24 protein-coding genes are annotated in these 24,204 nt (G+C 68.5%); 15 read left to right on the forward strand and 9 right to left on the reverse strand.

From position 1 onward, the window contains the following. Positions 1-23: 23 nt before the first annotated feature. A complete protein-coding gene (locus ACFP1K_RS03090; RefSeq protein WP_380746890.1) occupies positions 24-659 on the reverse strand; it encodes a dihydrofolate reductase family protein in 636 nt (211 codons plus the stop codon). Positions 660-824: 165 nt separating this feature from the next. On the opposite strand from ACFP1K_RS03090, the gene ACFP1K_RS03095 reads away from it, so the two are divergent. Beyond that, positions 825-1,571 (forward strand): HAD family hydrolase, encoded by a 747-nt coding sequence (locus ACFP1K_RS03095; RefSeq protein ID WP_380746892.1) that lies wholly within the window; start codon positions 825-827, stop codon positions 1,569-1,571. Between the two features lie 47 nt (positions 1,572-1,618). On the opposite strand, the gene ACFP1K_RS03100 is transcribed toward ACFP1K_RS03095, so the two are convergent. Further along, a complete protein-coding gene (locus tag ACFP1K_RS03100; protein WP_380746894.1) occupies positions 1,619-2,692 on the reverse strand; it encodes a DUF2235 domain-containing protein in 1,074 nt (357 codons plus the stop codon). Positions 2,693-2,811: 119 nt separating this feature from the next. Then, complete coding sequence (locus ACFP1K_RS03105) at positions 2,812-3,333, reverse strand: hypothetical protein (protein ID WP_380746896.1); 522 nt, start codon at positions 3,331-3,333, stop codon at positions 2,812-2,814. Between the two features lie 322 nt (positions 3,334-3,655). On the opposite strand from ACFP1K_RS03105, the gene ACFP1K_RS03110 reads away from it, so the two are divergent. After that, positions 3,656-4,567 (forward strand): M48 family metalloprotease, encoded by a 912-nt coding sequence (locus ACFP1K_RS03110; RefSeq protein WP_380746898.1) that lies wholly within the window; start codon positions 3,656-3,658, stop codon positions 4,565-4,567. A 46-nt stretch (positions 4,568-4,613) separates the two neighbouring features. Here ACFP1K_RS03110 and ACFP1K_RS03115 read toward each other — a convergent pair whose 3' ends face one another. Further along, positions 4,614-5,297 carry a uridine kinase family protein gene (locus ACFP1K_RS03115; protein WP_380746900.1) on the reverse strand — a complete coding sequence of 228 codons (684 nt, stop codon included), beginning with the start codon at positions 5,295-5,297 and terminating at the stop codon, positions 4,614-4,616. A 155-nt stretch (positions 5,298-5,452) separates the two neighbouring features. On the opposite strand from ACFP1K_RS03115, the gene ACFP1K_RS03120 reads away from it, so the two are divergent. After that, complete coding sequence (locus ACFP1K_RS03120) at positions 5,453-5,938, forward strand: DUF2975 domain-containing protein (RefSeq protein WP_380746902.1); 486 nt, start codon at positions 5,453-5,455, stop codon at positions 5,936-5,938. Further along, positions 5,938-6,159, forward strand: coding sequence for a helix-turn-helix domain-containing protein (locus ACFP1K_RS03125; protein WP_380746904.1), 222 nt, complete (start codon positions 5,938-5,940; stop codon positions 6,157-6,159). The genes ACFP1K_RS03120 and ACFP1K_RS03125 overlap by 1 nt, the downstream gene beginning before the upstream one ends. Before the next feature lie 69 nt (positions 6,160-6,228). On the opposite strand, the gene ACFP1K_RS03130 is transcribed toward ACFP1K_RS03125, so the two are convergent. Together ACFP1K_RS03130 and ACFP1K_RS03135 are read right to left on the reverse strand one after the other, a co-directional pair. Then, on the reverse strand, positions 6,229-6,633 hold the full coding sequence (locus ACFP1K_RS03130) for a hypothetical protein (RefSeq protein ID WP_380746906.1): 405 nt from the start codon (positions 6,631-6,633) through the stop codon (positions 6,229-6,231). Between the two features lie 369 nt (positions 6,634-7,002). Continuing rightward, on the reverse strand, positions 7,003-7,842 hold the full coding sequence (locus tag ACFP1K_RS03135; protein WP_380746908.1) for a PaaX family transcriptional regulator: 840 nt from the start codon (positions 7,840-7,842) through the stop codon (positions 7,003-7,005). A gap of 329 nt (positions 7,843-8,171) precedes the next feature. Here ACFP1K_RS03135 and ACFP1K_RS03140 point away from each other — a divergent pair, with 329 nt between their 5' ends. From ACFP1K_RS03140 to ACFP1K_RS03160, 5 genes are all read left to right on the forward strand, one after another. Then, on the forward strand, positions 8,172-9,512 hold the full coding sequence (locus ACFP1K_RS03140) for an MFS transporter (RefSeq protein WP_380746910.1): 1,341 nt from the start codon (positions 8,172-8,174) through the stop codon (positions 9,510-9,512). A 51-nt stretch (positions 9,513-9,563) separates the two neighbouring features. Next, positions 9,564-10,631, forward strand: a complete 1,068-nt coding sequence (locus tag ACFP1K_RS03145; protein ID WP_380746912.1) for a Rieske 2Fe-2S domain-containing protein — start codon at positions 9,564-9,566, stop codon at positions 10,629-10,631. Then, on the forward strand, positions 10,628-10,843 hold the full coding sequence (locus ACFP1K_RS03150; RefSeq protein WP_380746914.1) for a hypothetical protein: 216 nt from the start codon (positions 10,628-10,630) through the stop codon (positions 10,841-10,843). The genes ACFP1K_RS03145 and ACFP1K_RS03150 overlap by 4 nt, the downstream gene beginning before the upstream one ends. Positions 10,844-10,897: 54 nt before the next feature. Further along, on the forward strand, positions 10,898-11,854 hold the full coding sequence (locus ACFP1K_RS03155; RefSeq protein WP_380746916.1) for a PDR/VanB family oxidoreductase: 957 nt from the start codon (positions 10,898-10,900) through the stop codon (positions 11,852-11,854). A 548-nt stretch (positions 11,855-12,402) separates the two neighbouring features. Continuing rightward, positions 12,403-12,603 carry a hypothetical protein gene (locus ACFP1K_RS03160; RefSeq protein ID WP_380746918.1) on the forward strand — a complete coding sequence of 67 codons (201 nt, stop codon included), beginning with the start codon at positions 12,403-12,405 and terminating at the stop codon, positions 12,601-12,603. A gap of 353 nt (positions 12,604-12,956) precedes the next feature. On the opposite strand, the gene ACFP1K_RS03165 is transcribed toward ACFP1K_RS03160, so the two are convergent. Then, positions 12,957-13,139, reverse strand: coding sequence for a hypothetical protein (locus ACFP1K_RS03165; RefSeq protein WP_380746920.1), 183 nt, complete (start codon positions 13,137-13,139; stop codon positions 12,957-12,959). A 162-nt stretch (positions 13,140-13,301) separates the two neighbouring features. Between ACFP1K_RS03165 and ACFP1K_RS03170 the strand changes: the two genes are divergently transcribed. Then, the gene (locus ACFP1K_RS03170; protein ID WP_380746921.1) at positions 13,302-13,631 is read left to right on the forward strand and encodes a hypothetical protein; all 330 of its coding nucleotides are present in this window, start codon (positions 13,302-13,304) and stop codon (positions 13,629-13,631) included. A 391-nt stretch (positions 13,632-14,022) separates the two neighbouring features. Here ACFP1K_RS03170 and ACFP1K_RS03175 read toward each other — a convergent pair whose 3' ends face one another. Then, positions 14,023-15,072: a LacI family DNA-binding transcriptional regulator gene (locus ACFP1K_RS03175; protein ID WP_380746922.1), complete on the reverse strand. Its 1,050-nt coding sequence runs from the start codon at positions 15,070-15,072 to the stop codon at positions 14,023-14,025. Positions 15,073-15,340: 268 nt separating this feature from the next. On the opposite strand from ACFP1K_RS03175, the gene ACFP1K_RS03180 reads away from it, so the two are divergent. The 5 genes from ACFP1K_RS03180 to ACFP1K_RS03200 all read left to right on the forward strand — a co-directional run bounded on the left by ACFP1K_RS03180 (position 15,341) and on the right by ACFP1K_RS03200 (position 22,363). Continuing rightward, positions 15,341-17,269 carry a glycoside hydrolase family 127 protein gene (locus tag ACFP1K_RS03180; protein ID WP_380746924.1) on the forward strand — a complete coding sequence of 643 codons (1,929 nt, stop codon included), beginning with the start codon at positions 15,341-15,343 and terminating at the stop codon, positions 17,267-17,269. A 115-nt stretch (positions 17,270-17,384) separates the two neighbouring features. Beyond that, positions 17,385-19,106, forward strand: coding sequence for a hypothetical protein (locus ACFP1K_RS03185; protein WP_380746926.1), 1,722 nt, complete (start codon positions 17,385-17,387; stop codon positions 19,104-19,106). An 87-nt stretch (positions 19,107-19,193) separates the two neighbouring features. Beyond that, complete coding sequence (locus ACFP1K_RS03190; protein WP_380746928.1) at positions 19,194-20,468, forward strand: sugar ABC transporter substrate-binding protein; 1,275 nt, start codon at positions 19,194-19,196, stop codon at positions 20,466-20,468. A 93-nt stretch (positions 20,469-20,561) separates the two neighbouring features. Further along, positions 20,562-21,548: a carbohydrate ABC transporter permease gene (locus ACFP1K_RS03195; protein ID WP_380746930.1), complete on the forward strand. Its 987-nt coding sequence runs from the start codon at positions 20,562-20,564 to the stop codon at positions 21,546-21,548. Next, the gene (locus ACFP1K_RS03200) at positions 21,545-22,363 is read left to right on the forward strand and encodes a carbohydrate ABC transporter permease (RefSeq protein WP_380746931.1); all 819 of its coding nucleotides are present in this window, start codon (positions 21,545-21,547) and stop codon (positions 22,361-22,363) included. Before ACFP1K_RS03195 ends, ACFP1K_RS03200 begins: the two co-directional genes overlap by 4 nt. Before the next feature lie 113 nt (positions 22,364-22,476). Here ACFP1K_RS03200 and ACFP1K_RS03205 read toward each other — a convergent pair whose 3' ends face one another. Then, positions 22,477-23,928 (reverse strand): hypothetical protein, encoded by a 1,452-nt coding sequence (locus ACFP1K_RS03205; protein WP_380746932.1) that lies wholly within the window; start codon positions 23,926-23,928, stop codon positions 22,477-22,479. Positions 23,929-24,204 lie beyond the last annotated feature (276 nt).

Raw genomic sequence — 24,204 nt, forward strand, 5'->3', positions numbered from 1 at the left:
CGGTGAGAGTGGCTTTCGGAATTTCAGCTCGGATCGAGGCCGCGGTCCGCGCGCCGCATGTCCCCGGCGGTCGGAGTCCCCGCGGCGAGGCCGTAACGCAGGAGCACGGCGCCTGTGGACGAGGTGACGGGCGGCTCGAGGAGCTCCAGGTTGGCAGGCACCGCACCGCCGTCGAACACCTTCTTGCCGACGCCGAGCACGATGGGGAACAGCCACAGGTCGAGCCGGTCGAAGAGGCGCTCGCGCAGGAGGGTCTGCACCAGGTTCAGGCTTCCGATCACGTGGACGTGCTCATGCTTGTCACGCAGCTCGCGCACGGCGCTCACCAGGTCGGGTCCCAGCAGCGTCGAGCCGGCCCAGTCCAGATCCGGGTTGCCCCGCGAGGCGACGTACTTCGGGATGCCGTTGAACAGTGTGGCGATCCCGCCGTCGACGCCGTCGACCTGGCCCGGCCAGAACGCGGCGAAGATGTCATAGGTCTTGCGGCCCAGGAGCAGAGCGTCCATGCCCTCCATCCCGGCACCGACGTGCTGTCCGACCGTCTCGTCGAACAAGGGCGCCTGCCACCCCCCGAACGGAAAGCCGTCAGGGTCCTCCTCGGGATCCCCCGGCGCCTGGGCGACCAGATCGAGCGTCGCGAACAAGTCGACGTGAATCATGCCCACGGTGTCCTCCTCCTCATGTCCCGGCGTGTGTGCCCGGCACGAACATAGACCGGCCTCCGGCCGCGAACTCATCGGAGGATGGCCGAGAATCAAGGTCCGTGTCCACCATCGCGACCCCCGGGGGCTGCGGGTTCTCCTCGGTGCTGGCATGGTGGACGGATGACGATCCGCGGGGTGTTGTTCGATGTCGACGACACGATTTTCGACTACTCGACCTCGGAAGAGGTCGGTGTGCTCGAGCACCTGGCAGCCGAAGGATTGTTGGAGTTCTTCCCGACGCCGGCCGACGCGGTGGCGATCTGGCGGAGATTCATGGAAGAGGAGTACGCGCGGTTCCTGGCCGGTGAGCTGACATTCACCGGGCAGCAACTCTCACGGACCAGACGGTTCCTGTCACACGTCGGGCGCCTTCCGGGCAATGACATCTCCGACCACGAGGCGCGCGTCTGGTTCGCGAAATACGGGCAACTCCAAAACGCCGCATGGGCCGCCTTCCCCGACGCCGACCCCGTGCTCAGGAAACTGGCGCCAGCATTCCGCCTCGGCATCGTCTCCAACTCGTCGCTGGCCCACCAGCAACGCAAACTACGCGTGATCGGCCTCCTCGACCACTTCGGCGACGCGATCGTCTGCTCCAACGAGCACGGCGCCCCCAAGCCGAACGCCAGCATCTTCCTGGCTGGATGCACAATCCTCGGCCTGCCGCCACACCAGGTCGCATACGTCGGCGACAAATACGAAACCGACGCCCTCGGCGCTCACGAAGCGGGCCTTCACTCATATTGGCTCGACCGGGCGGCCACCGGCACCACACCCCCGGCCGGAATCACAGTGATCCGCTCCCTGGACGACCTGCTGATCGCACTGATGTCACAGACCTCAAGGGATACCGACAGAGTGCACTGACGCGATCGATCGGCTGCGCATGCGACGCCGTCACCCGCACCTCAGCCTCAGGACGGTGCGGGCGTGGATGGCCAGGCCTCCTCGTCCCAGATCACGTTGTTCGGAAGATCCCGGCCGTACTCCGGGAATGCCGAGATCCTGGTCCGGACGCTCGCGTGCACACGGGCGCCGGGCGGAATCGGGCGACGGCGGTAGCGCGCGAGTGCCCATATCCACCCCGCTCTGTGGATGGCTCCGGACGCATCTGACTCCGCCAGGGTGTAGCGACTCCTCACCCGCTGCTCTCGAACGAGCAGCCCCTCGGCCGTCGCGCCCTCCACCATCCAGCGCATGGCCACCTTGCCGAGTTCGGGGTGGTCCTCGAACCCGCCGCCGACGTCCGAATGCACGCCGGCGAACCATGTCTCGGTGACCTGCGGTGATTTACCCGGTTCGGGAACGGATATCAAGCATTCCTCGTACGGCCGGCGCTTCTCGTCGATCGACACCGCGTGCCGTACGACGCGGACGTTGAGCAGTTTGTTGGTGTAGGGCCAGCGAATGTCCCTGCCGAGGAAACGGGTGGCCTTCACGGTGTCGAAAACGCCGAGGTAGTCGATCGGGAAGGCGAGGGAATCAGGTCTCGGCCGGACGGACAGTGCCTCGGCGAACCGGTCAAGCCGATCCCAGCCCTCCGGCAGGCTGAGGTCCGAGTCCTTTCCTGGGCGCCGGGCGTACACGCGCAACGCGTACGGGACGAGGTTCTCGCTACCGGGGCGGAGCAGGCCGACTCGATACAGCATCCCGCACAACGCTCGCGCGGTGTACGCCCCGCGGCTGAAGCCGAACACGAAGACCTTGTCTCCCGGCCGCCAGGCGTTCATCAGGTAAGTATAGGCCTCCCCGAGGTTCTGCCGGAGGCCATGGCCGAGCGCGAGCCCGCCCAGCCGCGAAAGGCCGCGCGCCACCGCGGTCCACGCACGCGGCGAGGTGAACGTGCCGACGCCGGGATCGTAGTAGACGACCTGCTTCTCCGGGTCCCGGAGGTCGAGAAGCTCGACAATCTTGAAGACGTTCGTCGCTTCCCTGGCCTTGACCTCGTTACCGGTGCCGTCCAGGCAAAGAACGATGTTCTTGCCCATTGTTTCCCCAGTGCCTCGGCATCCTCATCGTCATGTAAGTCCCGGCCATTACCACCGACCGCGGCGACCACCCAAGTATGTGTCGCCTACGACCGATCAGTCATCAATGCCACTGCGAGTTACGGGGAATCGGGGCACTTGGCGCTGGTGTAGGGAACGTCGCCGAGATCGGAGAAGCCTGGCAGGTCAGCGGTGCCGGAGTGGCTCGACTGCGTGTAGTTGACGGTGAACATGACCGGAATCGGTGCCGGGCAGGGGACGAGGACATCGAAGGTGATCGTCAACCAGGTCGTGGCGCCCGCGGGCAGGGGATAGTCGGCGCCGGCGGCCGTGGGGGACAGTTGGCCGCAACCGCCCCACGTCGTGGTCGTCGCGTTGAGGCCGTGGAGCGGGAGGACCGGCCGCGCCTGGCGCAGGGTCACGTCGGTCGTCGACTGGTTGACGATCTCTATGCCGAGTTGCAATCGATCTTTCAGCTGGACCGAGCATCGTTTGCTGGTCCAGGCTATCGGCTCGGTTACGGCCGGGGTGAGTGACGATGAGGGCGTACCCGGCGTCGCGGTGGCAGCGGCGTGCCGGCTGCCGACCAGATAGCCCGCCATGGCGGCCACGACGATGAGGACCAGCGCGAGAACGGCCATGACCCTCTGCGGCGGACGAGGTGGCCAGTCGGTCCCCGACTCGATGACGTCCGTGTCTCCCTGGCCGAACCGAACTGACGCGCCCGTCACCTCGGGGTTCAGGGGCCCTGGATCAGGCTGATTGGCATCCCGCGCCGTCATGGATCGATCCTAGGCCGCCCGCCGCGGCGTGGACGACCATGCCGCCTCCCCGCGGCAGGCACGGCCCCCTCGTATTCGCTCACGGGAATGTGCGCCGACGAGTACTTGAGGAATCCAGCCATGAGAGGTTTCCTGAGGGCGGGAATCTCATTTGGATCGGCGTGGGGTCGGGAAGAAGCCCATGACCAGACAGACGATGCCGGGTCTGCTTCCTCGCATGATCGCGGTGATGGCGCTGCTGATGCTGATGTACGCGGTCGTGGTCGGGGCGGCGCTGCTGGCCGGCTTCAGCTGGCCCGTCGTGGTGACGGGCGTGGTGCTGGCGGTTCTGCTGCAGTGGTGCGCGACCGAGCGGCTCGCACGTGCGACGACCGGGGCTCAGATCGTGACCGCTGACGAGGAGCCGGAACTGCACGGCGCGCTGGACCGGCTGTGCGCGCTGAACGACGTGGCCAAGCCGCGGGTGGCCGTCAGCCCGGACCCTGTCCCCAACGCTTTCACCCTGGGTCGCTCCAAACGGCACACCACCATCGTGGTGACCCGGGGGCTGCTGGAGATCCTGGAGCCGGATGAGCTCGGCGCGGCCCTGGCGCACGAGGTCGCGCACATCCGCCACCGAGACGTGGCGGTCATGACGCTGGCCAGTTCGCTCGCCATCGCCATGTCCTGGAGCGCGAGGGTCGCCCGCGATTTCGTGCGGAGGAACTCCAAGCCTGTTCCCTTCTTCCGGCAGATCCGGGACCTTCCGATCGCGTTCATGGTGGCGGGGACCTATCCGCTGATCATCGTGCTCGGGCTGTGCGGACTGCTGGCGCAGCTGCCGCTGCGGGCCCTGGGCCGCTACCGGGAACTGGCCGCCGACCATGATGCGGCCGTGCAGACCAGGCAGCCCGCGTTGCTGGCCGCCACCCTGCTCAAGATCGGCAACAGCGACATGGTTCCCCGCACCGACCTGCGCGCCACCGCACGCGTCCCCGCGATAGGCCTGGTGGCAGCCAAGCCCGTCCGCTTGGCCTGGTGGTCCACTCACCCGGAGATCGCCCGTCGCGTCGACCGCCTCACCGCACTGAGCGACACGCCCGCGACCCGGTGACGCCGCCGAGCGCAGGAGTGGCCCCCGGGTGAGCAGCCCGATAGACCTACGGCGGCGCGTCGCGGGTGGGCCGGCCCACCTGAGGACTCGTCGGCGGGGCGACGACCAACTCGGTGTCCGGGTCGTGGTCGATCCGCGGAGTGCCGGCGACGATCATGGTGGCTCGGGCCCACGGCTGTTCTCGCGACAAGAACGGCAGCTCCTCCAGCAGCCACTTCGCCACGTGCTCCAGCTGCTCGGGGGAGTCACCGTCGCGGGCGACCAGCGAACGCTCTTGCTCATCGAGGTCACCCTGCATCCACACCGAGGCGTCCAGCAACGGGGCAAGCTCTCCGCGGATGGTGCCGGTGCCCTCGACCCAGATGAAGTCGGCACCGGCGGGGATGGTGATCGACCCGGGCCGGTCGTGGGCGATCCAGGCATCCGGGCGGAAGTCCACCGCCTCACCCCGGCGCAGGGGATGCAGGATGTTCTCGGCGAGCACGGCACCCCAGTCGAAGTAAGCGTGGTTCCAGGCGACGTCGTCGGTGTGCACGACGGCGGAGTCGGGCACCGCCTCGCGCAGCCGCTCGGCCAGGGTCGTCTTGCCGGCGCCACCCCGTCCGTCGATCGCGATCACCCGCGGACGCCCGGTGACGTCGGGTGACGCGTCACGCAGCTGCCGGACGACGTCGAGCAGGGCCACCACCCGCCAGCCGACGGCCTCGGTCTCGCCTGGGTGCAGACGCATCGACTACCTCTCTCCGGAGGTGAGGGCACTGGCCTGACGGTCGTGGTCATTGTCTCGCTGTTGATCGAAACGTGGATGGCCGGCTTCATCCCGCCCTTGCTTCACTTATCGACATTCGATAGGTTCTCATCGCAACTCGATGGAAAGGATGGGTCATGGGACAGCTGGCAGTACGTGCGCTGCGCGCCGTGCTCGCGGTGGTGCTCGTCGGCACCGTGTTGATACAGGCAGGGATGGTGTGGGCGTTGTTCACCGACCCGGAGGACGGGTCGCTCCCGCTGACTCCGTTGCGCGTGATCGCGATTCTGGGCATGGTGTCGGTCCAGGTCGCCCTGGTCTGCGTATGGCGGCTGGTGACGATGGTGCGACGCGGAACCGTGTTCTCCCGCGCCGCCTTCCGGTACGTGGACCCCGTCATCGGTGCGATCGTGGCGGCCGCCCTCCTGTGGTTCGCGGTCACGGCCATCAATGCGCCGGGCCAGCAGGAGGACCCGGGCGTCACCGTCATCATGGCCGGGATCGGCCTGGCCATCCTGGGGGTCGCGCTCATCGTGCTCGTGCTGCGGATGCTGCTCGCCCAGGCCGTCGCGCGCGACGTCGAAGCGGCGCGGATGCAGGCCGAGTTGGACGAGGTGATCTGATGCCCATCGTCGTGGACATCGACGTGATGCTGGCCAAGCGGAAAATGTCCGTGGGCAACCTCGCGGACCGCGTAGGCATCACCCCCGCCAACCTGGCGGTACTCAAGAACGGCCGCGCCAAGGCGGTGCGCTTCGCGACGCTCGCCGCCCTCTGCGAGGTACTCAAGTGCCAGCCGGGCGACCTGCTGCGCTGGGAGGCCGAGGACGCCGCGGGCGGATGACGTACCCGGAGCGGGCCTGAAGCCGCTTGGCACCACCGGCCTGGCGCGACCAGATGTTCCGCGGACGGCTCAGGTGCAGGAGATGTAAGCCGGCGTGCTGGCGACGCGCAGGGAGAAGTCGGGTGCTCCACCGTCGAGGTTGGCGAACCCGTACCCCATGACGTGGTAGTTGCCGGGCACGCAGGCCACCATGTTGATCTTGTAGGCGTACGCCGTGTTGTACAGATAGGTCTCGGCGTAGCCCAGGTACACCCCGTCGCGGTACAGGGAAAGGTACCCTCCGATGTAGCTGACACGCTGGTTGCAGTTGACCTCGACCAGCGAATAGACGTAGGAACCGCCCACCGTGGCCGGGTCGGTGATCCTGATGGGGCAACTGAGCGCTGCGGCTTTCGCGCTGGACGCGCTCGCCGGCTGGGTGGTGATCCCGCCCAGCGCCAGGGTCGCCACCGCGGCCAGTGCCAGAGCACGCATTCCTTGACGAAGTTTCACGTAGTACCCGTCCCCTTCGTGCCGGTGACCTTTCCAGGCGCGCCACGCGCCCGAGACGCCGTGGGAGAGGCGCTGTCACGACGGAGGATCGCACACCGTGGATGAAGGCGGGACAGGCCTTATCCGCTGTACCGTTCCGCCTTCGCCGCAGGAGGCGGGACGGTTGGCGAATTCATGTCGTCCCAAAAAGGGGGCGGCGTCTCGACCTCGGCCGACGGGCCGGTCACGAACAATGTGACGCGGCAGGAATGGCAGTGACTTCCCCGCCACGGCAGTGACCGGTTTCGTGGATCGGCGAAACTTTCACCCCCCTCCATGGCGCCGGAGCCGGCCGCGTTGTTCCGGGGACCGTCACGGCCGCGGCGGCAGGGTGTCCAGCACGCGGCCGGCCAGTTCGGCGGCCCGTGGCCCGTACTCCTCGGCGAGTGAGTGGAAGACCTGTTCGGCTCGGATCGCCGGCCAATCCTGCGGTAGGTGCTCGGCCGGCAGGTGGGGGTCCTGGCGGACCAGTTGCAGCCAGTCGGTGTGCAGCAGCAATTGGCGCGCCAGGTCGTCGGGCGCGGAGGGAAGCGGCCGGGGTGTGTCCCACTGGGCGAGGAACGCGCGGTAGCGCCGCGCGATCTGCTCGATGTCGAACGCCTTGCGGACGAGGTCGGCCGTCTCGCTCGGCTTGAACGCCTTGGCGGTCAGCACGGTCACGTGGTCGCCGAGATCCAGCGAGTCGAGGACGCCGGTCACGTCCATCGCGCCCGGCGCGATCCACAGGCCGCTCTGCAGCAGGCCGAAGCCCGCCCAGATGAGGCGGGAGCGCAGGTCGTGCCGCGTGCTGCGCCTGCTGTCGGGTAGCGAGAATCCGACGAGCGTCCAGGTGCCGTCCCAGCCGCGGTTCACCGCGCCGGTCTCCCACACCCGCCGGCGCCCGTCTTCGAGCACGTTCACCGCGTGCGGCGTGAGGCCGAAATAGACCTTCCGTCCTCGCCGGTGCCGGACCAGCAGATTCCGCTTCGCCATGCGGGCGAGCGTCGATCGTACGGCCTCCTCGGAGACGCCGAGGCGGGCGAACACGTCGATGACGCTCCCCGAGTAGACGGCGGTGCCGCGGTCCAGCACGTAGACGCCGAGGAAGCTGAACATGAGGGACTGCGGGCGCGCCGGCGGCACCCGGTGGTCGTCCCCGTCACCGGAGTTCACAGCTGAAAGGGTAGACCGTCAGCCACGTTATGCAACTCTTTGACCGTCGTCAGAGATATGCCTTATGTTCGGAGAGTGCCCGCGACAGCCGAGTCGTGGCGGACGGGGATCCGCGCCGAGCCCGAGACGTCCGGAGTGCCCGAGCCGGAAATACGGCACGGCCGTGACGCTCACGGTGTACGGGCTCGGCGAGTCCTTGACGCGCCTTGCTCCTGCTCATCGGCCTGCGATCCGGACGTCGTGCACAGCATTGACCGCCGCATTAAATCTGCCTAACCTCGCCCACAACGGAGCGGTGCACACTCGCTCCCCGAATGAGGAGCCTGGTGATGCCGAACCTGTCAAGCGCACCCCCCGACCCGCGCAGGCTCCGGCGCGTGGTGGCCTCCAGCTTCCTGGGCAGCGTCATCGAGTACTACGACTTCCTGCTGTACGCCACCGCCTCCGCGGTGGTCTTCAACAAGATCTTCTTCTCCTCGTTGGACCCGCTCGCCGCGACGGCGGCCAGCTTCGGCACCTTCGCCACGGGCTATCTCGCCAGACCACTCGGCGGCATCGTCTTCGGCCACTACGGCGACCGCCTCGGGCGCAAGCGCATGCTCGTGGTGACCATGACACTGATGGGCGTCGCCAGTTTCCTCATCGGTCTGCTCCCCACGTACGCGCAGATCGGCGCCCTCGCTCCCGTCGCGCTGGTCGCGCTCCGCGTTCTCCAGGGCGTCGCGGTCGGCGGCGAGTGGGGCGCCGCCGTGACCATGTCCACCGAGCACGCGACCAGCCGCCGCGGCCTCTGGGGGAGCTTCACCAACGCCGGGGCCCCCTTCGGCATGGTGCTCTCCACCGGGGCGCTCACCGGCACCGCCGCCCTGCTCGGCGAGCAGGCGTTCCTGAGCTGGGGCTGGCGGGTGCCGTTCCTCCTGAGCGTCGTCCTGCTCGGCATCGGCCTGTTCGTCCGGCTCAAGGTCGAGGAGAGCCCTCTCTTCGAGGCCGCCAGGAAGGCCGCGGCGGATGACACGGCCCGCCGGAGGGCGCCGCTGATCGACGTGCTCCGCAACCACCCGAAGACGCTGCTGCTCGGCGTGGGCGTGGGACTGTCCGCCTTCGTGGCCCAGGGGACGCTCACCACCTACCTCATCGCGTACGGAGTGCGAGCCGGCTTCCCCCGCCAGACGGTGCTGAACGCGCTCACACTCTCGTCCGCCCTCGCCGTCGTGGGCATCATCGCGTGGTCGGCGCTGTCGGACCGGGTCGGACGACGCCCCGTCGTGCTGACCGGCGCACTGCTCATGGCGGTGTTCGCGTTCGCCCTCTTCCCGATGGTCGACAGTGGCAACGCCGCCGTGCTCACCCTGGCCCTGGTGCTGGGCCAGTCGGTCCTCCACCCGTTGATGTACGGTCCGCTCGCGGCGCTGTACTCCGAACTGTTCGCCACCCGGAGCCGCTATACCGGCGCTTCGCTCGGCTACCAGCTCGCCGGTCTCGGCGCCGGCCTGGCCCCGCTGCTCTTCGCCAAGATCGACGAGTCGACCGGTGGCGGGCAGACCACGACGATCTCGGTGGTCATCGCCGCCGTCTGCCTGCTGACCGTGGGCTGCGTCCTCGCGCTGCGGGAGACCAGCCGCGGCGACCTGTCCACAGCCGCCACGCCCGCGCCGACGTCCGTGGGGTGACACCTGCGCGGGCGGGGGATCATTCCCGGTTCCCGACCACGAGGAGCGACCGTGATCATCACCGAATTCGCACGCGACCAGTGGTACGTGGCCGCCTACGGCCATGAGGTGGGCAGGCGCCAGCTCGGCCGCACCGTTCTCGACGAGCCTGTACTGCTCTACCGAACCGAGGACGGGCGGGCCGTGGCGATGGCGGACCGCTGCGTGCACCGCCGGTTCCCGCTGTCCGAGTCACCCAGCCACCTCGTCGGCGACAAGGTGGTCTGCGGCTACCACGGCTTCACCTACGGCCCCGACGGGGTCTGCGTCGCCGTGCCCGCGCAGAAGCGTGTCCCGCGCACCGCCCGCCTGCGCACCTATCCCGTCGTGGAGCAGGACTCGTTCGTCTGGGTGTGGATCGGCGACCGGGAGCCGGGCGGCACACTGCCGCCGCGGGCCCCGTGGCTGGCCTCGCCCGGCTACACGACGGTGTGCGGCATGGAACCGCTCAACGCGCGGTACGGCCTGCTCGTGGACAACCTCCTCGACCTGTCCCACGAGACCTACCTGCACGGCGGATACATCGGTACCCCGGAGGTGGCCGAGACCCCGATCACCACCGAGGTCGACGAGGAGGCGGGCGTCGTCTACGTCAGCAGGCACATGGACGACGCGGCCTGCCCGCCGTTCTACGCCGAGTCCACCGGCATCAGGGGCCGGATCACCCGCTGGCAGGACATCGAGTACCACCCGCCGTGCCTGTACCTGCTGCACAGCCGGGTCGCCCCCGCCGGGTCGCCCCCGCCCGCGCCCGACGGCGCCGACCCGCACGCCTTCCACGTCGAGGTGGTCTACGCGATCACGCCGTCGACCGAGAACACCACCTACGACTTCTGGGCCGTGGCGCGCGACTTCGCGCTCGACGACCACAAGGTGTCCGACTTCCTCCGGGAGAGCAACCGCACCGTGGTGTTGCAGGACGTCACCGCGCTCAACACCCTGGAGCAGATCCTCTCCCGCGAACCGGACCGCTACCAGGAGCTCTCGGTGAACATCGACACCGGTGGCCTGGCCGCCCGCCGCGTCCTCGCCCGGATGGCCGCGGCCGGCTCCACCCGGTCCGAGGCCGCCGTCCGATGAACGCGGACGACCTAGGTGCGCCGACCGGCCGTACGGTCCACCGCGTCCACTGGGTGCCGGGGACCGACCGGCTGCACGCCGTCTGCTTCTGCGGGGCGGAGAGGGAGTTCGAGGACCCGGTGGTCCTATGGGACTGGCTGCTCGGCCACCCCGAGGGCCACCGCCCCCGCCCGGCCCCGGCCTCCCCACCTCCCGCCGCCGTACTCGTCTGACACATGCCGGCATCGCACCCAGCCGGCCTCCGTCCAGGAAAGGGACAGCCGACGATGCCCGTCGAGGAACCGGAGTTCGACCTGCAGGTGGCGGGCAGAACGCCGATCGCCGAGCGTGTCGTGCTCCTGAGCCTCGTACGTCCCGGCGGTGGCCCGCTCCCCGCGTGGACCCCCGGCGCGCACGTCGACCTGCTGCTCGCCCCCGGCCTGGTCAGGCAGTACTCCCTGTGCGGCGACCCAGGCGATCAGTACGTCTTCCAGGTGGCGGTGCTGCGCGAGGCAGCCGGCCGCGGCGGCTCCGAGCACGTGCACGACCGCCTCACCGAGGGCGACACGATCAGGGTCCGCGGCCCCCGCAACCACTTCCCCCTCGTCGCCTCGCCCCGCTACCTGTTCGTAGCCGGCGGCATCGGCATCACCCCGATCCTCCCGATGGTCACCGAAGCCGCCACCCGCGGCGCGGACTGGCGCCTGGTCTACGGCGGCCGCACCCGCCCCTCCATGGCCTTCGCCGACCGGCTCACCCGCGAACACCCCACCCGTGTCCAGCTGTGCCCCGAAGACGAAACCGGCCTGCTCGACCTGGACTCCCTCCTCGCCGTCCCGCGTCCCGACACACTCATCTACTGCTGCGGCCCCGAACCCCTGCTGGCCGCCACCGAGAAGCACTGCGCCACCTGGCCACCAGGCACCCTGCGAGTCGAACGCTTCGTCCCCAAGCCCGAGCCCGCCGACACACAACCCTCCGCCTTCGAGGTGGAACTGTCCCTGACCGGCACGACCCTGACCGTGCCGCCGGACCGCTCGATCCTGGAGGTGGTGGAAGAGGCCGGCGTCGCCGTCCTCTCCTCCTGCCGCGAAGGCACCTGCGGCACCTGCGAGACCACGGTCCTGGCCGGCACCCCCGACCACCGCGACTCCCTGCTCACCGAGGAAGAACGCAAAGCAGGAGACGTCATGTTCATCTGCGTCTCCCGCGCCGTCACCTCACGCCTCGTCCTCGAACTCTGACACCGCGCAGGACGAACTCCGACTGAGTGGACGGACCCACCTGTTGTCATTTCACACCCCTGCACCCATTGGCGATCTGTGGCGACGGCTGAATGATCAATCCCTACCTTCGCGGTTCACGGACCAGCGGTGATGTGCTCGTCCCTCGTGCATTCTCTGGTCCGGGAGCCGTCTCGCTCTCAACTTCACCTACAGCGACAAATCGCCTGTAGGAATCCCGCTGCCTGGTTGATCGATCGATGTAGTGGATCCGGTCGAGAATGCTGAGGGCTCGTCGGGGTTTCACACTGCGGCACGGGGTACATTGGGAGCATGGGGATGGCGCAGGCGATCAGGCAGAAGGAAAATGGTCTGCCTCAAGACTGGGTTCGACGGTGCAAGGGCATGTGTACCCTGCCTTTGGTCCACCTCTGACAAGGGAAGTGGCAGCCTAGCTGTGCTGTGGCCCTAAGCGAGAGGTTCTCTCTCGACTCGTCCGCCGGGCAGTCGACTCGCACTCGGTGAACTTTCCTGAGTGTCCTGTCAATAGTGCTTGAGCAAGGGCCGTCATGATTGTCTTCAACGCTACCTGGCAGCGCATCGCGCTCGGTGCGCTCTTGATCTTTCCTGTGATCCTCGTCATCCTTCTGATGAGCCCGGCGCTCTTGATTCTGCCCTTCGGGGAGAACGGACGAGAATTCATTCTCGATGTCATGGACAAGATGACGACCTGGCTCAAAATCCTGGCTGGGAAGCAGATCAAGACCTAAGCCGCCGACCTCTGGCGGTCGTCACCGAGGATCCGCCGTAGCAGTGTCACGAGGGGTCGGCGGGACACTTGGGGCTGGTGTAGGCAACGTCGCCGAGATCGACGACGGCAGGTCAGCGGTGCCGGAGCAGCTCGCCTGCGTGTAGTGGACGCTGAGGGAGACCGAATCGGTGCCGGGCAGGGGCCAAGGACATCGAAGGTGATCGTCGCACGGACCCCGCATCAAGCTGGTCGGCATCCCGCGCCTTCATGAATCGATCCTAGGGCCGTCCACCGCGGTGCGGACGATCAACTCACTTCCCACGGCAGGCACGATCGCCGGTCGAGATCCCGTCGCGACGACCGGGACGATGATCAATCGCGCGAGATCTTGTAATCCCAGCAGGAGGCGCACAGCATGCCCGCCTCGCCGGTCACGAGCTCGCCGCACAGGCTGCACTCGTCGAGCCGGTCGAACCTCTCGCCGCAACCGAAGCAGAAGCCCGTCCGCTGCTCCCTGTCCGCGGCCGCGACGGCTTCCCGTACAAGGGCTTCCATGTCGCAGTTCGGGCAGGCCCAGGTAGGCCGAGGACCGCCTTCGGCAACCGCCTGGTAGTGGTCGAGCCCGAGGAACGCTGCGGCGTACTCCTCCGCGGAATGTTCGGAGCTCCACCGCACGGCGCGCGACTCGATCGCGGCAGCCGGCTCGGTGAGCCCATAGTGCTGAAGACGATTACGCTGCCGACCAAGGTGAGTGATGTGCCCCTTGGCCTCAGATCAGGTAGTCCATGCCATTCTCGACGGGAGGAAAGTTTTCATCGGCCCGCGATCGTCGGGCATTCGTTCGGGGGTGTGATCGCGGCGTGGCAGGGCGGTGAGCATCCGGAGTGTCCACTCACGGCCAACCTCGACGTGCAGGGGAATCTGACACGGCTTGAGCAGTTCCTCGGTTTGGACGAGGTGCTGGCTGTGCGTGCGTGGCAGGGGATTGACTCGTTTCTGATCGAGCTGAGGCAAGGGCTCCCAGTCATTTCTTCGGGTCATGCGTGAGATAGACGCTCTCGACCCTTTCTTCGTTTATTGTTTCACGCGTTGTCGGCTACTTGTTGTCAACGGCGACGCGAGGGCCTTCGCGAAAATGTTTCCTGAGCGTCCTGTTCCTGCGTGGAACGCGCACTGCGCATGGGTTGAGCACGAATTGGAGGCGTCGTTGATGTGGACGATGTCCTTGCCTACCGGGACATGATCCACATCGCGAGGACCCGGGGGGCTGTCGCGTCTCCGTGCAGACCGGGCAGCCCGCGTTGCCGGCCGCGACCCTGCTCAAGATCGGCAACGGTGACCTGGTTCCCCGTACCGATCTGCGCGCCACCGCGCACGTTCCGGCGATAGGCCTGGTGGCGACCAAGCCGGTTCAGCGCTGCGCGCCGATGCGGGGCCCTCACCGTTGCCGGCCCGCCGGCGGTGACGAGGTGGGCGGGAACGGGACCGTGGTGGACTCGCGGACCACCAGGTGGCATGGGATCGCGTGGCGGCCGGGGGAGGGGGAGCCGTTGATGGCGGCGAGGAGCTTTTCGGCGGCGGAGCGGCCGAGGCCTTCGAGGTTCATGTCGATGCTGGTCAGCGGTGGCTGAGCGCCCTCGGTCATGACGTCCCAGTTGTCGAAGCCGACGAGGGCGACGTCCTCGGGGACACGCCGGCCGGCGGACCGCAGGGCGTCGCAGACTCCGCGGGCGATCTGGTCGCTGCCGCAGAAGACGGCGTCGAAATCCGCCTGGCCGGCGAGCAGGAGGCCGACGGCCTGGCGGCCCCAGACCTCGCTCCAGCCGCCGAAGAGCGGCGGCGTGGCCGGGGACAGCCCCTCCTCGGCCAGCCGCTCCGTCGCCGCGGTGGCCCGCACCCGGGCCGAGTTGTGACGCTCGGGCCCGGTGATGTGCGCAATTCGGGTGCGTCCGATGGCGAGGAGATGGTCGATCGCCTTGCGTGCGCCGCCCACCTCGTCGGGTACCACCGAGCAGTCGCCGGGGTCCGCCGAGCTGATGAAGGCGTACACGATGGGCACCGGGAGGTCGACGCCGAGGGGAGGCCGCGCCTCGGTACGCCGGCCGGTCACGATGATCCCGTCGACCCGCCGGCTGAGGAGGGTCCTGATGTAGTACTGCTCGCGGATCGGGTCGCCCCGCCCGTCGCAGAGGAAGATCGACATCTCTCCGGCGCCCAGCGCGTCCTCCGCACCCATCAGGACGGGGATGCTGAACCGGCCGATCGTGTCCGTCGTGACCATGCCCACCGTGTAGGTGCGGCCCGAGTGCAGGCTGCGGGCGCCGGCGTTCGCCTCGAAGCTGAGCTGCCGGGCCGCCTCCCGGACCCGCGTCCGGGTCTCTTCGCGGAGCGACCCGCGCCCGTTGAGCGCCTTGGAGACCGTGCCCACCGACACCCCGGCCAGCGCCGCGACATCGGCGATCGTGGCATGACGCTCCAGTTTCCCCACGTTTCCTCCGCTTGCCGACGGCCGTTGCCTCTGTCCACTTTATAACGCCATCCGCCGCATCCCTGAGAGACGTGTAACGGGAAGGAAACGTGCTATTGACCCTCCTGGAGCGTGTCGGTAACGTGACGGCAATCGTTTTCCTGATTTTCCTAACCAGGATGTCCGCGGTCGCCCCGGAGACCGGCACGTCACCACACGAAAGATCGGAATGACCGAGCAGAAGCTGTCAGACAAGCCGGCCCCCGTCGGCGGCGCGATGGAGCCGGCCTTGTCCGCTCTCCGCGGCCCCGCCGGGCCGGTCGTCCCCGGGCCGGGTGCCGTCGCCGCGCTCCGGCCCCTCGGCCTGGACCAGGCCCTTCTGCACCCGGACGGCCTGCTCGGCCGCTGGAGGCGGCGCAACACCGAGGAAACCCTGCCGCACTGCGTGGACAACCTGTACAGCAAGGGCAACATCGGCAACCTTCAGGCCGCCGCGGGGGAGGGGGACCAGCCCTTCACCGGCATGTGGTTCGCCGATTCCGACGTCCACAAGACGCTGGAGGCGGCCCTGTGGGAACTGGGGACCTCCCCCGGCGACACCCGTCTGAAGGAGTTCGTCGACACCACCGCCGCGCTGCTCGCCCGTGCCCAGCAGCCCGACGGCTACCTCAACTCCTACTTCACCATCGCCGAGCCGGACGCGCGGTGGCGCAGGCCGAACTGGAGCCATGAGCTGTACTGCGCCGGACACCTGATCCAGGCCGCGGTCGCCGGCGGCCGGGTCGGCGCTCACCCGGGCCTGCTGTCGATCGCCCGCCGCTTCGCCGACCTGCTCGTGGAGCGGTTCGGCCCGGGGGGCGTCGAAGAGGTGTGCGGGCATCCGGAGATCGAGACCGCGCTCGCCGAGCTGTACCGGCTCACCGGCCACCGGCCGTACCTGGACCTGGCCCGGCGCTTCCTCGACCTGCGCGGGCGCGGGCTCCTCGGGGAGGGCCGGTTCGGCCCCCGCTACTACCAGGACCACGTGCCCGTACGGGAGGCCCGGGAGGTCACCGGGCACGCCGTCCGGCAGTTGTACCTGCTGGCCGGCATGACCGACGTCGCCATGGAGACCGGCGACCGCGCGATGCTCGACGCGGCCGAACGGCTGTGGGACGACGCCTTCGGCACGCGGACCTACGTCACCGGCGCGCACGGCTCCCGGCACAGGGAGGAGGCGTACGGCGACCCGTACGAACTGCCGCCCGACCGCGCCTACGGCGAGACCTGCGCGGCGATCGCGAGTTTCCATTGGAACTGGCGGCTGCTGCTGGCCACCGGCCGGGCCCGCTACGCCGACGAGATGGAACGCGTCCTCCACAACGCCGTCGCCCCCGCCGTGTCCGCCGACGGCAGGCATTTCTTCTACTCCAACCCCCTCCAGTCGCGCACCGGGCACGAGGGCTCGGGCGAGGAGGCGGCGTCACGGCGCCTGCCCTGGTACTCGTGCGCCTGCTGCCCACCGAACATCGCCCGGCTCATGGCGTCCCTGCCCGGCTATCTGGCCACCGCCGACCACACCGGCCTGCAGGTCCACCTGTACGGCGACGCGTCCCTCACCACCACCGTGGCGGGCCGGACGGTCAGGGTGGCGGTGCGCACGGCGTATCCCTGGCAGGGCCGGATCGAGCTGAGCGTGCACGGGGACGACGTCCAAGCCCCGTGGACGCTCGCGCTCCGGGTTCCGGGATGGTGCGAGGCGTACACGGTGAGCGTCGACGGCGAGCAGATGCCGGCGTCCGCGCGGGACGGCTACGTCCGGCTCACCCGCGAGTGGACGCCGGGCACGCGCGTCGTCCTCGACCTCGACATGCCGGTGCGGCAGGTCCGCGCGCACCCGCGTGTCGACGCGGTGCGCGGATGCGTCGCCCTGGCGCGGGGGCCGCTCGTGTACTGCGTCGAGCAGGCCGACCTGCCGTCCGGCGCGGTACTGGAGGACGTGCGGCTGGACCCCGCCGCTCCGATCACGGCGGGTCCCCGGGCGGACCTTCCGCACATCCCGGTCGTCCTCGGCGCGCGCGGCCTGCTCGCCGACCCCGGCGACGCGCTCTACACCGCCGGCGCGGGGCGGGAGCGGACCAGCGGCCCGCTCACGTTCACGGCGGTGCCGTACTTCCTGTGGGGCAACCGGAGCGAAGGCCCGATGCGGGTCTGGGTTCCGGTCACCACCGCCGGATGACACCGGCGGGCCGCGCCGGCCCGCGTAGGACCGTCCCCTCGTCGTCTCGGGAGGGCCGTCCTGTTTTTACCTCCTGCTCACCCCCCATCTGATCACAGAGAGAGCGAGGTAGCTCATGCGCACACCCCGGCCCACGTCGCGACGCGCGATCAGGCTGACCGCGGCCCTGCTGGCCGCAGGGCTCGGCGCCCTCGTCCCCCTGGCCCCCGCCGAGGCGGCGGGAGCCACCCTCACCGTGAACGTCGCCCAGCCGATCCGGCCCGTCACACACGTCGCCGCCGGCGGCCTGTACGGCCTGGCCGAGAACAGCAGGCCGGACGACTCCACCCTGCTGCCCCTCAAGGTCAACTCGCTGACGCAGCCCGCTCCCGGCGTGGGCCAGCGGCCCAACGGCCAGCCGCCCGGCGGCGACGCGCTGCTGGTGGCGCCGCAGGCCAGCCGGGTCGGCGCCGGGGAGTACATCCGGATGCCGGACATCTACCCCAACTTCCCCTACCAGTGGGTGAGCTGGAACGACTGGCTGGCCAAGGTGGACACGATGGTCCGCGCACGCCTCAACGCGACCTCGGTGACCAACATCGCCGGCTGGGAACTGTGGAACGAGCCGGACTGGACGTGGAACACCGGGGCCGCCGGCTCCTTCAACGACGGCTGGGTGCGCACCTTCCGGGCCGTCCGCGCGCTGGACACCACGACGCCGATCGTCGGGCCGAGCACCTCCTACTACAACCGCTCCTGGCTGTCGTCCTTCCTGAGCAACGCCAAGGCGACCGGGACGCTCCCCGACATCATCTGCTGGCACGAGCTGGGCAGCCCCAACAACATCGCGGCCAACATCGCCGACTACCGTTCGCTGGAGACGTCGCTCGGCATCAGCCCCCGCCGCATCTCCATCAACGAGTACGCCGCGACGAGCGAGGTGGACGTCCCCGGCCGGATCGCCAGCTACGTCGGCAAGCTGGAGCGAGGCGGCGTCGAGTCGGCGCACCGTGCCTTCTGGTACGAGTACGGCACGATGAACGGCCTGGTGGTCAACAACAACCAGCCCACCGGCACGTGGTGGCTGTACAAGTGGTACGGCGACATGGCGGGCAGGATGGTCGCCACCACCCCGGCCAACCAGGCCGGGCTGGACGGCTTCGCCGCCTACGACGGCACCCGCAAGATCGTCAACGTGGTCTTCGGCAACGAGTCCGGCACGAACACGGTCCGCGTCACGGGCATCGGCGCGCTCGGCTCCTCCGTCCGGGTGACCCTGCAGTCGACACCCTCCAACGGCCGCTTCACCGCCGTGACGGCACCCACCACGATCTCCACGAGCACCTACACGGTGAGCAACGGGGCGATCAGCGTCTCGGTGCCCAACATGTCCGCCACGAGCGCCTACAACCTGGTCGTCCAGCCGACCAGCGGTGTCCCCTCCTACCAGCAGCGCTACGAGGCGGAGAACGCGTCGGTCTTCCGCGCGCAGCGGCTCACCGCCTCCAGCGCGTCCGAGAGCGGCTACGTCGGGCGCATCGACAACAACACGAGCACGCACCGCACCGACAGCTACGTGGACTTCGTCGTCAACGTGCCCACCGCCCGGTCCTACACGATGACCGTCGGCTACGCCAACGCCACCGGGGCGACCGCCACGCAGGGGCTCGCCTACAACGGCGGCGCCTGGACGACCGTGAGCTATCCGCCCACCTCCGCCTGGGGCCAGTTCGGCGCCACGGTCGCCACGACCGTCAACCTTCGCGCGGGCTACAACGTGATCCGCCTGGCCAAGGGCTCTCCCGGCTTCGCCGGCGGGACCGGTTACGCGGAGCTGGACTACATCCAGCTCACCTGACTCCGCGCGGGATCGCATCCTGACCGTGCGAACCCGCGCGGGCCGACGACGGACCGAGCCGGTGCTCCGGCTTCGAAAGGAAGACAGATGGAAAGACGCCATGCGGGACGGCGGTGCCTCGGAGCCGCCCTGGCCGCCATCACGGCGGTGAGCGGTGCCGCGGCGTGCTCGTCCGGCGCGCAGTCCCCCGGTTCCTCCAGCTCCTCGGGCACGAACGCCGGGGGCGGCACGTACACGATCTGGGACCCCTACCCGCAGTTCGACGACACCTCGGCATGGGTGAAGCTCCTCACGTCCTGCGGGACCGAGGCCGGCGTGACCGTCAAGCGGACGGGTTACGACACCACCGACCTGACCAACAAGGCGCTGCTGGCGGCCCAGCAGGGCAACTCCCCGGACGTCCTGATCGTGGACAACCCGGTGGTGTCGACCCTGGCGGAGGGGGGTGTGCTCACCACGACCGCCGACACGAAGCTCGACACCTCGGCCGCCGAGCCCAACCTGCTGGCCGCCGGGCAGACCGGTGGCAAGACGTACGGCGTGCCGATCGGGGCGAACACCCTCGCGCTGTACTACAACAAGAAGGTGCTGGCCAAGGCCGGAGTGGACGCCGGCTCGGTGAAGGACTGGGCCTCGCTGACGGCGGCGCTGGACAAGGTGAAGGCGTCCGGGAAGAAGGGCATCACGTTCTCGGCGATCGGGACCGAGGAGGGCAGCTTCCAGTTCCTGCCCTGGTTCTGGGGATCGGGCGCGCAACTCACCAAGCTCGACTCTCCCGAGGGCGTCTCGGCGCTGTCGCTCTGGACCGACTGGGTGAAGAAGGGGTACGCCCCCAACTCCGTCATCAACAACACCCAGACCACCAGCTGGCAGGAGTTCGCGACCGGCGACTTCGCCTTCGCCGAGAACGGCACCTGGCAGCTCGCCAACGCCGAGAAGGCCGGGTTCGAGTACGGCATCATCCCCGTTCCCGCCAAGGACGGCGGCACCGCCCCCGCCCCGACCGGCGGCGAGTTCGTCACCATCCCGGTCCAGAACGACCAGGCCCGCTACGCCACCTCCCAGAAGCTCGTCACGTGCCTGACGAGCACCGAGAACTCCTACACCACCGACACCACGCTGTCGTACATCGCACCGACGGCCGAGGTTCAGGACAAGCAGGTGGCGGAGAACCCGGCCCTGAAGGTATGGGTCTCGGCGGTCAAGGCAGCCAAGGGCCGCACCAGTGACGATCTCGGCACCAAGTACCCGAAGATCTCCGAGCCCATGTGGAAGGCGGTGCAGGCCGCTCTCAGCGGGGCGGAGCCGCCGCAGGCGGCACTGGCCGCCGCCCAGTCCACGGCGGCGAGCGCCACCCAATAGGACCGGCGTATGCGGGCCGGGGGAGGGCCCCGGGGCGCGTCGCCGCCCCGGGGTCCTGGGCCACCCCCGGCTCTCAGCCAGATGAAGGGCACCATGAATCACCTGACACAGACGCCCGCCTCGTCCGTCGCGGGCGAGCGGCGGAGGCGGGCTCCGGCCCCACCGTCCCACGGCTGGCGGCGCGCGGCCGTGCGGCGCCGGTGGTCCGGGCAGTGGGCGGCGTGGGCGTTCCTCGCGCCGGTCGTCGTCTACCTGCTGGTCTTCTACGCTTATCCGCTCTACAACAACCTGGACCTCAGCCTGCGAAACTACACCGTCCGGTCGTTCGTGCAGGGTGGCGCGCCGTTCACCGGGTTCGCCAACTACGGCAAGGTCTTCGCGGACCCGACGTTCGGTCCGGCGCTGTGGCACACGGTCGTGTTCACCTCGGTGTCGCTGGTGTTCCAGTTCACGATCGGGCTCGGCCTGGCGCTGTTCTTCACGCGGCACTTCCGGCTGTCGGCGACCCTGCGCGCGCTGTTCCTGGTGCCCTGGCTACTGCCGCTGATCGTGTCGTCCTCGACGTGGTCATGGCTGCTCAACAGCGACTCCGGCCTGGTCAACGCGCTGCTGGGAGCGCTCGGAGCGGCACCGGTCAACTGGCTGACCTCGCCGGACTGGTCGCTGTGGTCGGTGACCATCGCCAACATCTGGATCGGCATCCCGTTCAACCTCGTCGTGCTGTACAGCGGCCTCCAGGCGATCCCGGTGCAGGTCAACGAGGCGGCCGAGCTGGACGGCGCCAACGGCTGGCAGCGGTTCTGGAAGGTGACCTTCCCTCTGCTGCGGCCGGTGTCGGCGATCACGCTGCTGCTGGGGCTGGTCTACACGCTGAAGGTCTTCGACATCATCTGGATCATGACCAAGGGCGGCCCCAGCGACTCGTCCACGACGCTGGCGACGTGGTCCTACCGGCTGGGCTTCGGGAACCTGCTGCCGGCCTTCGGCCCCGGCTCGGCGGTCGGCAACCTGCTGATCGTCATGGCCCTGGCGTTCGGGCTGGTCTACATCTACCTGCAGAGAAAGCAGGCTTACGCATGAGCGCCGTGCGCAGCCGGGGGAAGACCGCGATCGGGCTGGTGCTGACCGGCGTGATGCTGTTCCCGGTCTACTGGATGATCAACGTGTCCTTCACCCGCGACCAAGACATGCGCAAGAGCCCGCCGTACCTGTTCCCGGTCCACGGGACATTGGACGGCTACCGAGCGGTGCTGGAGCAGCAGGGGCCGTACCTGGCCGCCAGCCTGGTGGTCGGGCTGGGCACGGTCGCCGTGACCCTGCTGATCGGGGCGCCGGCCGGCTACTCACTGGCCAAGCTGCGCCCGCGCGGCGGCGGGACGCTGAGCTTTGTTCTGCTGATCGCGCAGATGATCCCGGGGATCATCATGGCGATGGGGTTCTACGCCATCTTCCTCAGCACCGGCATGCTCAACACGATCCCCGGACTCATCATCGCCGACTCCACCCTCGCGGTGCCGTTCGCGGTGCTGGTCTTCACCGCGTTCATGTCCGGCATCCCCGAGGAGCTCCTGCAGGCGGCCCGGGTGGACGGCGCGGGGGTGCTGCGCACGTTCTGGTCGGTCGTGCTGCCGGTCAGCCGCAACTCCCTCATCACGGTGTCGCTGTTCGCCTTCCTGTGGGCCTGGTCGGACTTCATCTTCGCCAGCACCCTGGACCAGGGCGGCGACCACCAGCCGATCACGCTCGGCATCTACCACTACATCGGCAACAACAACCAGCAGTGGAACGCCATCATGGCCACCGCCGTCATCGCCTCCATCCCCGCGACCGTCCTGCTCGTCATCGCCCAGCGTTACGTCGCCGCCGGCATCACCGCCGGCGCCGTGAAGGACTGATCACAACGACCCGTCCGCTCCGCCGTCGTCCGGTCGCCGCCGTACCGCGGCCAGATCGTGGTGTGGTACCTGGAGGCGGTCTTCGCCGACCGTGTCGGCGAAGACCGCCGAGGTCAGGGGGCGTCGTAGCCGATCCAGTTGATGTACCAGCCGAACTGCTGGGCCATGGCGGGAGTCAGTTCGCGGTCGTCGCGCCATTTGAGGTAGACGCTGAACTTGCTGGTGGTGATGTCGTAGACCGCACTGGTGCCGACCAGGTCGTACTGCATGCCGCCGGCGCCTCCGATGGAGGTGAGGTAGACGGGGTCACCGGTGAACTGACCCGCGCTGGTGTCCACGTCGATGCAGATGCTGTCGGGGGCGTAAACCCTCCAGCCCTGTCCGGGGGGAGTCTTTCCCGAAGCCATTCCGTGGTGCCTCGCGAACACGGTCCCCCACTCATGGGTTCCCGCCCGATACACGTTCAGCCCTTCCTTGGGGAAGCTGATCCATCCGTCGTCCTTGTGCCGACCCTGCACCCATTTGGTGTTGACGCCGTCGACGTCTGCCTTGTCGGCGTGCACGGTTCCCCACGCTCCGCTTCCCTGGCGGACGTCGAGCCCGTCCCTGGGGAAGGTGATCTTTCCGTCGTCGGCGCCTCGTCCTTGCACCCATTCGGTGTTCACGCCGTTCAAGAGGGCCTTGTCGGCCGTCACGGTACCCTGCCCGCCCGTGTTGTCGAAGATCTCCACCCCGGTGTCGGTGAATGTGACGCGCCCCTTGTGGTCGGTCCCCTGGATCCAGGGTGTGTCGATGCCGTCGGTGGCGGTGAGCGATTCCAGGACGGGATGGCGCACCTGCACGGTGGTGGTGAGGAAGTGCTGCTTCCCGGTGGTGGGGTCGGTGGCGACGAGGATGTAGGTGGTGGCCCGCCGCGGGGTGGGCGGTGACCAGGTACCCCCCGAGACGAGGCTCCGTCCGCCCGGGAACACGATCTCATAGGTGAAGTCGGGAGACCCGTCCCAGCTCAGCGTGAGGGTTTCTCCGGTGTCCAGCATCGCCTTGTCCGGCCGGAAGTCGCGCGGTGCCGGAATCTCCTTTGCCGTCGCCTTCACCAGCGGCACCGCCGCGTACTTGGTCTCCCACCCGGTATCGGTTTTGAGGATTTCTCTCACTATCAGCACGACCACCCCGGCGGCAGGGGCGACGGTGACGTTCTCCAGGGTCAGTAACATGTAGTCGCCGGGTGCGAAAGCGGATATGAGACCACTCTGGGGAGTGACCTCCAGAACGTTGGCGCCCTTCTGCTGAATGTTCACCGGCTGGGTGTCGGGCTCGATTTGGAAGTCCGTCTGAGTGTCCAGGGTTTCGGTGTACTCCCCCTTCGGATCGATGGTGCCGAGTTCCGGGGTCAGGTGGCCCGCGGCGTCGCCGACAGGCACCCGCACCTCGATCCTCAACCAGGCCACCTCCTCTCCGGTATTGGTGACCATCAGATACACCGTCCCCGTGGACGGGGTCCGCCCGTCCACTGACGCCTCAAGCGACGTCGGATCGGTGAGGACGGTGTAGGTCAGCGCACTCACTCTCAAGACTCCTTCTTCTGGCGAACAACCTCCTCAGATCCAAACGTCAGGATGAGAACGCAACAAGAGCACTCAAGGGAGGCATGGCCGGACGCTTCGGCGATACCCTTAACGTCTTGACAAGCTTTCGTGCCTTCCATGAACGACCATTAGTGAAAGCGCATTATGCGGGGTGTTAATGCGGCGGCGTAGGAGTACGTCGTTCTGGAATGCCGACATACCCCACATATCACACAATGGTGGCATGGCCGGATTCGGAGCCATAAAACCGAAAGT

It is taken from the genome of Sphaerisporangium aureirubrum, from assembly GCF_042658925.1.
Classification (GTDB): domain Bacteria; phylum Actinomycetota; class Actinomycetes; order Streptosporangiales; family Streptosporangiaceae; genus Sphaerisporangium; species Sphaerisporangium aureirubrum.